Here is an 8,579-nt window from a genome sequence, read left to right as displayed (position 1 = left end):
CCCCCCCCCCCCCCCCCCCCCCCCCCCCCCCCCCCCCCCCCCCCCCCCCCCCGCCGCCGCCGATGCCGCGGTATCCGGCGGCCTGGGCACCACCGGAGCCCTCCGCGAGCACCGTACCGTCGGGAACGATCGAGATCGTGGCGGAGATCTCGCGCGAGCAGTCGCTGCTGGTCACGTCGCACATCGACAGGATCGCGTCCGGGTGCCAAGTGCTGGTGTCGTAGCGGTTTTCCGCGACCATGCCGCTGCAATCCGGTTCCAGGTTGCCGTAGAACAGGTCCAGGTCGCCGGCACAGTTTTTCTGCAGGCCGTTCTTGAAGGCGGCCAGCATCTGGTTGGCGAGCTGGAAGTCGAAGTCGTCGTCCGGCAGGGTGCCGCCAAGCTGCGTCGGCCAGCCACGCTGGAATACGTGCTCGTCGAACACGGAAACCGGCACCGCGCGCAGGGTCTCGGAGGCCTCGAAGGCCTGCTGGTGGCGCGCCGCGTTGGTGACCAGGCGCATTTCCATCAGCGTGCCGCGCATGGCGATCACCGCGACCAGCGAAAGCACCACCAGGAATACCAGGCCGACGAACAGCGCGATGCCGCGCTGGCGGGAGCGGGTCATGGACATGTTCATCGGGAGGCCACCAACATGCGGATGCGGTTGCGAAGTTGCACCACCTGGGTCAGCTGCGTACGGGCGAACTGCCACGGCTTGGTGCCGGCCACGGAAAAGCCAGTGCAGCCGGTGGTCGTGGTGGAGCCATCGCTGACCGTGTATGAGCAGTTGCCCGCGGTGAAATTGCCGGTGTGCGGCATCGAAATGTCGCGCTGCTGCGACACCGCCACCATTCCCACCTCGACCGCAATGACCCGCGGCCACTCGTCGGCCGTTATCGTGCTGGCGTCCTCGTAGGGGTCTCCGGGCACGATCTCGTCGAAGTCGGTACTCGTGATGCCATAGCGGAACTGCAATTGTTCGACGCCTTCCACCAGCGGCTCTTCGGTGAGGTTGCCGGTGCTGTCCAGGCGCATGCGCATGAGCGTGGGGATCGGATTGCCATCATCATCTGCGGCGTCGCAGTGGGAGGTGTCGGTTCCCCCGTCCGGGTTGCTGCAGGGCCGCAGGTAATACATGTCCAGGCGGTACGGATAAACGTAGCGGCCGATGGCCGAGGCCGGAGGCGTGGTCGGCACCGTATCGCTGCCCTGGAACAGTGCCGCCTGCTGGCCGATCGCCGACACCAGGTACACCTGCTTGGGCAGGGCGGCGATGGTCGTGCTGGCGGCGGGATCCATGCCGTCGGCGTCCACGTAGCGCGTCACGAGCACGTCCGAGCCCTTGACGTAATCCTTGTCGTCCACGCAACCGGCGATCGGGAAGGTCGCGCCGCCCTCGTAGCCGTAGACACCCTGGCGGGTGTTGAGGATCCAGTCCGCCTTGCAGTCGCCACGGGCGACGACCGCAGGAGTCCCGGTGACCACGCCGCCCGGGTTGCCGCCCCAGAAATCGGCCATGCGCAGCGACCAGCCGATGCGGTCGGAGGCAAAGCGCACGTTCTGCTGCAGGATGTTGGTGCCCTGCTGCAATTGGTAGGACTTGCGGTTGGCCAGCAGCACCTGGATCAGGCCCGCGACCACGATGAGGCCGAGCACCATCGCGATCATCATTTCGACCAGCGAGAAACCGGCGATTCGGCGGGAACGGTTCATGCCCATGCGCGGCGTCCTCATGGCAGCATGCTGAAGCTGTAGGTGCCGTTGTCCGCGGCGGTCAGCTGCTTGTCGCCGTTGAGGTCCAGGCCGTTCCAGGACACCGTGATGGTGAAGGTGCCGAGTTTGGCGTCGCGTGTCACCGTGGCGGCGGGCGCGCTCTGGGCGGCGATCGTGCTGGTCTTGAGCCTGTTCAACCAGGCCTGCAGGTCCCGCTTGGCCTGGCTGCAGGCATCATTGCTCTTGCAGGCAGCCGGATCGGGCGCGACCGAGCCGTTGTAGAGGTAGTAGCTGCTGCTGCCGTCGGCCGGGTCGATGGCCTTGGGATTGGCGCGCATGGCATCAGCCAGGCTGCGCGCCTGGATGATCGCGCTGGTGCGCGAGCTGGATTCCTTGGTGAACTGGGCGCCCTTGGTCTGCAGCAGCGCCAGGCCCAGCAAGCCGATGCCGAACACGACGATCGCGACCATCACCTCGATCAGCGAAACGCCGCGCTGGCTGCGCGGTGCGTAACGATTCATTCCAGCCCCCTTCCGGATCACGCCGATTCCAGCATAGGCGACCGCGTGCCGCCTGCCAGGGGGTGCCGGACGAATGGCAGGTTTTTCCCGACGAGCGGCATCCGGGCCACGCCCGGATGTGGCATGCGTCACACCAGTTGGGCGCGCGTGACCACTTCCACCCGGTTGCGGCCTGCGTCCTTGGCCCGGTACATGGCGGTGTCGGCACGGCGGACCAGTTCCGGCAGGTCGTCGACCTCGTGTTCGGCCTCGGCGGCGCCGACGCTGGCGGTGATCTCCAGGCCCGGGGCCAGGCTGCCCAGCGGCAGCGACTCGACCTTGCGGCGCAGGCGCTCGGCAATCTGCATGGCCACGTCCATCGAAGTGTTGGGCAGCACCACCAGGAACTCTTCGCCACCCAGCCGGCCCATCATGTCGAACCGGCGCAGGGCCTGCTTGCAGGCTTGCGCGACACGCATCAGCACCTGGTCGCCCACCGCGTGGCCGAAGGCGTCGTTGACCGTCTTGAAGTGGTCCACGTCCAACACCAGCACGCACAGGGGCTCGCCGGTAGCGCCGGCGTGGTCCAGCGCGCGGCGCGCCAGTTGCTCGATGTGGCGGCGGTTGGCGATGCCGGTGAGCGGGTCGGTCATGGCCATCCGGTGCAGCTTGCGCGAGCGGCGGAACTGGCGCAGCGCGAGCCACACCAGCAGCAGGATCAGCACGCCGCCGAGCACCAGCGCCAGGCGCTGCCAATGGCGCACGCGCTCGAGCGATTCGAGCTGCTGCTCCTTCAGCGCGCGATCGGCAGCCAGACGGCGGTTCTCCTGGTCGCGCTGCGCGGTCTGGAACTGGTAGTTCATCAGCGTCGCGTTGTCCGAGTGCGCCTTGCGGTCGAGCGCCTCGCGCACCTTGACCAGCCGCCGCAGGTCCGCCACTTCCAGCTCCAGATGCCCGAGCGCCTGGTAGCTGCGGGCACGGGCGTCGAGCAATTCGGCCAGGTAGCGCAGGTTGCCGCTCTGCTGCAGCAGTTGCTCGGCCTGGGCGTACTCGCCGATGGCCTCGGCATGCTGGCCGAGGCCCGCGTGCGCCTCGGCGGTCTGCAGCAGGACCATGTCGCGGTTGGACCGATCGCCCATGCGCGCGAACCCGGGCTCGGCCTTGGCCAGTTCGCCCAGCGCCTCGCGGTAGCGCCCCTGCAGGTTGTCCACCTGCGCCAATCCCAGGTGGATGCTTGCCCCCCGCGTGCGGCTGTCGACCGCATGGGCCAAGGCCAGCGCCCTGCGCAGGTGGCCTTCGGCAGCAGGCTGATTGCCCGCTTCGCTTTCGAGGAAGCCCAGTTCCATGTGCGCGGCAAGCTGCTGCGCACGGTCGTGGCGTTGTTCGCCCAGGCGCAGCAGCTTGTCCAGGTAATCGCGGGCCTGTGCCTCCTCGCCGAGCCGGCGGTAGGCCACGGCGATGTTGAACAGGTTCTGCTCGCTCTCGATCGGCGCCCCGCTGCTTTCGTAGAACTTCTGCGCCTCCAGGAAATCCACCAGCGCCAGCGCGTGCTCGCCCAGCAGCGACTGCACGCTGCCGCGCCAGGTCAGCCCGTCGGCGACCAGGCGCGGGTTCTCGTGGCTGCGCGCCAGCTGGATGCCGGCATCGTAGTCGGCCAGCGCGTCACGCGACGTGGTCAGCGCCTCCTGGTTGGCGCCGCGGCAGAAATGGAAGTTGATCTCGGCGTCCACGTAACCGAGGCGGCGGGCATCGGCGATACCCTGGTCCGCATAGGCAATGCCCTGCTCGGGCGGCGCGTCCAGGCCCATGATGCAGTACATGTAGCGGTAGCGGAGCTCGCGCCGTGCGTCGCCGGGCGGCACCAGCTGCTTCATGTGTGCCAGTGCCTCGAGTACGCCGACCTGGGTGTCCGGCGCGATCTCGCCCCGCTCCAGCTTGCCGGCGTACTGGTCGAACGCCGCCGCCTGATCGGGCGTCGCAGCCGCGAGCGCCTGCCCCAGCAGAAGGGAGAGCAGCAGCGACGACGCGAATCGCAGCGCCAGCTTTGCTCGAGGTGTCGGTGTGGGCAAGGCAGGAAATCCGATGGGCGCCCTATTCCCTGGCGAGCTCTGGCGGTGTATGCCTCCCGTCTAGCGGCAGGAAGCGCGGAAACTGTAGCGGGTGAAGGGGGACACCAGGTTTGAGGAACAGGGACAAAGCGAAAAATAAAGGGACGAATCGGGATGAAATCCACGAACAGCGCGGGTTTCGAGCGCGCTGAGCGCGTCGGCGGCGACGTGGCGTAGGTTTGCAGAATCGGGCGCCGATTCCACCTCACGGACAGTACGTTTGCAAATTGAAGCCGGCCGAGGGGCCGGCTTTTTTTGTCTTCGAAGGACCGTTGAGGCGAGTGCGAAAGGGCTTCGAAGCGCGTCAGCGCGCCGGCGGCGCGCCGGGCGGGTCACAGGCGGCGTCCAGGCGGGCGCCCATTTGCTCGAGGTGGCTGACCAGGTGCTCCAGCTGGTCGACGTCCAGGCCCGTGATGGCCGTGTGGTCCTGGGCGTAGATAAAGGCGTCCAGGTGCTCCTGGAGCGAGTAGCGGGCGGCCAGCAGCCTGGCCTCCTGCATGAGCCAGCGACGCCGGGTAAGCCCCAGCGGACCTTGCTTGCGACGGATGGTGGCGATGTCAGGCACGGTGGCGCTGGCCAGGAGCCGTCTGACACGGGTGACGCGTGCTTCATTCATCGGGTGAGTCCCCTGTTGTGGTGACTCAGACCCGGGCTGCGCGCTTGGCATAGCGCAGGACCGTGGCCTGGGGCAGCCCTTCCACCAGGAGTTCGTAAAGCAGGCTGACCAGCTCGGCGTGATCCGGCGGGGACAGCACCTTGTTGCCCAACGCCTCGCTGGCAAGCTGCATCGCCATCATCAAATCTTCACGTCTCAAGGGCTGCGAAGCCTGATCTGGCGCGGTTTGCGCGGCTCTCTCCACGTCGCCGAGCCCGGTCGCAAGCCATTCCATGCGGACGCCAGCGGCCAGGCACAGGTTGGCCATCGCCATGAACGGAGCCTCCGCGACCCCCCGCTCGTACTTGTTGAGCATGTCGGTGGACCGTCCGGCGGTTTCTGCCGCCTTTTGGCGGGATGGCAGCCGATCAAGCACCGCCGATAGGCGCCGTCCGAGTTCCTCGCGGTAAGTCGGACGCTCCATCTGAGTTTGATCCACACCATCCGACATAGACATAAGCCTTTGAATTACCTACTCCGAACAGGCTACGCCGCCGATTGTCGGTGCGGCATGAACCCGGATGCCGCTTATCTGCTTGACCGTACCGCTGATAAGCGTATATTCGTGCCCTAGACATAACCCATAGATCACAAGGGGAAACCGGGGGACATGAGCCGCAAGACCGCACTCACGCCGGACCAGGTACGCCAGCAACTTCGTCAGCGGGGCAAGACGCTGACGCAATGGGCCGAGGAACGCGGCTACGACCGCAAGGCGGTGTATCGCGTCATCAACGGGGCCGACAAGGCCTACTACGGCCGCGCCCACGAAATCGCGGTCGCGCTTGGCCTGAAGGTGCCCGAAGGGGAGCCTAGCACCCCCGAGAACGGCCGCAATATGCGGCAGAGCGCGGCGGCGTAGACATGGGCGCCCTCTACGCCAACCCGGTGAACCGGGCATCGAGCGCGCCGATGGACGTGCTACGTGACGCCGCTGCTCGGCTCCCAAAAGGCAAGTGGGAGGCGGGCGCAAGCGCCATCGCGGCTGTAGTCGCTCTGATCGAGGTGTGCGAACACGCGACCTGCCAGTGCCCCCGCGGCGCGTGGCGCACCGCAGAGCACCCGTATGGTCAGCACCAGCGCGACTGCCACCTCGCGGGCATTCCTGCCGCCCTCGCACGCATCGGCGGTGCCGCATGACCCGTCGCAAAGCCGGCGCGTCCCTCTCGGGCGACCTGTTCGAGATCCCGCAGCGCCCCGCGCCGCTGCCCGGCTCAATGGATTTCCGCCCCGTCGTCTGCGAGCTGCTCTCCAACATGCTGGCCGAGGCTCACCGCGCCGGCATGGACCGCCACGAAGTGGCCGCACGCGCCTCCCGCCTTACGGGCAAGGACGTCACCAAGAACATGATCGACGGCTACACGGCGCCGGCCCGCGAGGAGTTCAACTGCCCGCTGTGGCTCGGCCCCGTGCTGGAGATCGTGTGTTCCAGCACGCCGCTGAGCAGCTGGTCGGCAAGCGTGCACGGTGGCCGGATCCTGGTCGGCGCCGAGACGCTCGACGCCGAGATCGGACGCCTCATGCGCGAGCGTGAGCAGACGGACGCCCAGCTGAGGGTCCTCAAGGATATGCGGCGGAGGGTGCCGTGATGGCCGACGGCAACCTGCAGCTGGCCGAACGCTGGTACACCGGCGCCGAGCTGGTCGGGCTACCGGGCCTTCCAGGCACCGACCGGAACATCCGGGCCAAGGCAGACCGCGAAGGCTGGACGTCCCGCCCGCGCGCCGGACGTGGCGGTGGCCGCGAGTACGCATTGAGCGCGCTGCCGCCGGCCACCCAGGCCGCGCTGCTGCTGCGCGAGCGCCCGGTCCAACCGCTGGCGTCGCGCAACACCCTGGCGCCGAGCGACGAGCAGATCCGCTCGGCCTGGCAGCGCTACGAGCAGGCCAAGCAGCCGATGAAGGACGTCGCGCAGATGCGCCTGCAGGCGATTCAGTCGGTGCATCGCCTGGTGGCCAACAACGTGCCGCTGATGCAGGCCCGCGAGACGGTCGCGGCGCAGCTGCAGCGCGACGGTGTACGCGGCGGCAGCGCTGCCAGCCTCGCCCGCTGGCAGCAGGACGTCGCCAACACGGCGCCGCACAACTGGCTGGCCCTGTTGCTGCCGCACTACACCGGGCGCACCGCCACGGCCGAGATCGAGCCCAAAGCGTGGGAGCTGTTCAAGGCCGATTACCTGCGCCTGGAACAGCCCACCGCGAGCAGCTGCTACGACCGCCTGCAGCGCATCGCCGCGACGCGCGGCTGGACCCTGCCCAGCCTCAAGACCTTCACCCGCCGCGTGGAGCGCGAGCTGCCGCGCGCGGTGCGCGTACTGGCCCGCCAGGGCGAGGACGCGCTGCTGAAAACCTACCCGGCCCAGGAGCGCGATCGCAGCATGCTCGCCGCGCTGGAAGGCGTGAACGCGGACGGCCACCGCTGGGACATCCGCGTGCGCTTCCCGGACGGCACCGAGGGCCGACCGTGCATCCTCGGCTGGCAGGACCTACACAGCGGCAAGATGCTGGCCTGGCGCCTGTGCGACCACGAATCCAGCGACGTGGTGCGCCTGTCCTTCGGCGACATGGTGCGCGCCTACGGCGTGCCCGGCAGCGTGTACCTGGACAACGGCCGCGCCTTCGCCAGCAAGTGGATGACGGGCGGCACGCCCAACCGCTACCGCTTCAAGGTGCGCGAGGAAGACCCCACCGGCGTCATCACCACGCTCGTCGGCGCCGACAACGTGCACTGGGTCACCCCGTACCACGGCCAGGCCAAGCCCATCGAGCGCGCCTGGCGCGACTTCTGCGATCGCATCGCCAAGCACCCGGCCTTTGAAGGCGCCTATGTGGGCAACAGCCCTGTCGCCAAGCCGGAGAACTACGGCAGCCGCGTGGTCGAGTGGGAGACCTTCGAGCGCGTGGTGAACGAGGAGATCCACGCCCACAACGCCCGCATGGGCCGGCGCACCCGCGTCTGCGCGGGGCGCAGCTTCGACCTGGTGTTCGCCGAGAGCTACGCCCGGGCGACGGTGCGCAAGGTCAGCGAGGAGCAGCTGCGCCTGCTGTTGCTGGCCGCCGAGGCGGTCACCGCCAACACGGTCGACGGCAGCGTGCGCCTGGCGGGCAACCGCTACTGGCATGAGGCGCTGTCCGAGCACGCCGGCCGCAAGGTGGTGCTGCGCGTCGACCCCTGGCACCTGCAGGGCGTGGCCCACGTGTACGGCCTGGACGGCACGTACATCTGCGCGGCCGATTGCGTAGCCGCCGTCGGCTTCGCCGACGTCAACGCGGCCCGCGAGCACCTGCGCGGCCGCAAGCAGTGGCGCCGCGCGGCCAAGGACATGCTGGCTGCCGAGAAGCTGATGGACGCCGCCCAGGTGGCCGCCCAGCTTCCCGAAGTCACGCCGCCCTCGCTACCCACTGCCGGCGTCGTCGCGGGGGTGTTCGGCCTGCACGGGAAGAAACCCGAACCGCAACCGCAGCGCCCGGCCGCTACCGGCACCGATGGTCCGAGCCAGCTCGACCTGCAGATGTTCGAGCGCGCCAGGCGCATGAAGGAAGAACAGCTTTAAAGCGCCCCGGCGGGTGTTGGCGCACCCGCCGGGACTAGGCAGCAGTAACCAAGCAAGGGGATCAACCA

General features: G+C 68.4%; 10 protein-coding genes. 4 read left to right on the top strand and 6 right to left on the bottom strand.

Features of this window, described 5'->3' with window-relative positions; translation table 11 throughout:
* The 6 genes from AAIL17_RS11425 to AAIL17_RS11400 all read right to left on the bottom strand — a co-directional run.
* Positions 1 to 607, bottom strand: a 607-nt coding sequence (locus tag AAIL17_RS11425; protein WP_424682970.1) for a PilX N-terminal domain-containing pilus assembly protein, incomplete at its 3' end; no start/stop codon positions are given.
* An 8-nt stretch (positions 608 to 615) separates the two neighbouring features.
* Positions 616 to 1,695 carry a PilW family protein gene (locus AAIL17_RS11420; protein WP_424682969.1) on the bottom strand — a complete coding sequence of 360 codons (1,080 nt, stop codon included), beginning with the start codon at positions 1,693 to 1,695 and terminating at the stop codon, positions 616 to 618.
* A gap of 17 nt (positions 1,696 to 1,712) precedes the next feature.
* Positions 1,713 to 2,216 (bottom strand): type IV pilus modification protein PilV, encoded by a 504-nt coding sequence (gene pilV / locus AAIL17_RS11415; protein ID WP_424682968.1) that lies wholly within the window; start codon positions 2,214 to 2,216, stop codon positions 1,713 to 1,715.
* Positions 2,217 to 2,344: 128 nt separating this feature from the next.
* Positions 2,345 to 4,264, bottom strand: coding sequence for a diguanylate cyclase (locus AAIL17_RS11410; RefSeq protein ID WP_424682967.1), 1,920 nt, complete (start codon positions 4,262 to 4,264; stop codon positions 2,345 to 2,347).
* Positions 4,265 to 4,607: 343 nt separating this feature from the next.
* Complete coding sequence (locus AAIL17_RS11405) at positions 4,608 to 4,919, bottom strand: hypothetical protein (protein ID WP_424682966.1); 312 nt, start codon at positions 4,917 to 4,919, stop codon at positions 4,608 to 4,610.
* A gap of 25 nt (positions 4,920 to 4,944) precedes the next feature.
* Positions 4,945 to 5,274: a hypothetical protein gene (locus AAIL17_RS11400; protein WP_424682965.1), complete on the bottom strand. Its 330-nt coding sequence runs from the start codon at positions 5,272 to 5,274 to the stop codon at positions 4,945 to 4,947.
* 294 nt (positions 5,275 to 5,568) lie between these two features.
* Between AAIL17_RS11400 and AAIL17_RS11395 the strand changes: the two genes are divergently transcribed.
* Genes AAIL17_RS11395 through AAIL17_RS11380 form a run of 4 tightly spaced genes read left to right on the top strand, consistent with a single transcriptional unit; the run spans position 5,569 to position 8,511 of the window.
* Positions 5,569 to 5,820 carry a DNA-binding protein gene (locus tag AAIL17_RS11395; protein ID WP_424682964.1) on the top strand — a complete coding sequence of 84 codons (252 nt, stop codon included), beginning with the start codon at positions 5,569 to 5,571 and terminating at the stop codon, positions 5,818 to 5,820.
* 2 nt (positions 5,821 to 5,822) lie between these two features.
* Positions 5,823 to 6,098 carry a hypothetical protein gene (locus AAIL17_RS11390; RefSeq protein ID WP_424682963.1) on the top strand — a complete coding sequence of 92 codons (276 nt, stop codon included), beginning with the start codon at positions 5,823 to 5,825 and terminating at the stop codon, positions 6,096 to 6,098.
* On the top strand, positions 6,095 to 6,547 hold the full coding sequence (locus tag AAIL17_RS11385; protein WP_424682962.1) for a hypothetical protein: 453 nt from the start codon (positions 6,095 to 6,097) through the stop codon (positions 6,545 to 6,547). The genes AAIL17_RS11390 and AAIL17_RS11385 overlap by 4 nt, the downstream gene beginning before the upstream one ends.
* Positions 6,547 to 8,511, top strand: a complete 1,965-nt coding sequence (locus AAIL17_RS11380) for a transposase domain-containing protein (protein ID WP_424682961.1) — start codon at positions 6,547 to 6,549, stop codon at positions 8,509 to 8,511. The genes AAIL17_RS11385 and AAIL17_RS11380 overlap by 1 nt, the downstream gene beginning before the upstream one ends.
* The last annotated feature ends 68 nt before the right edge of the window (positions 8,512 to 8,579 follow it).

Origin of the sequence: Frateuria sp. YIM B11624 (assembly GCF_049727805.1) — a bacterium.
Taxonomy (GTDB): Bacteria; Pseudomonadota; Gammaproteobacteria; order Xanthomonadales; family Rhodanobacteraceae; genus Frateuria_A.
The sequence above is the reverse complement of the archived record's forward strand: the minus strand, read 5'-3'. Positions and strand labels throughout refer to the sequence as shown.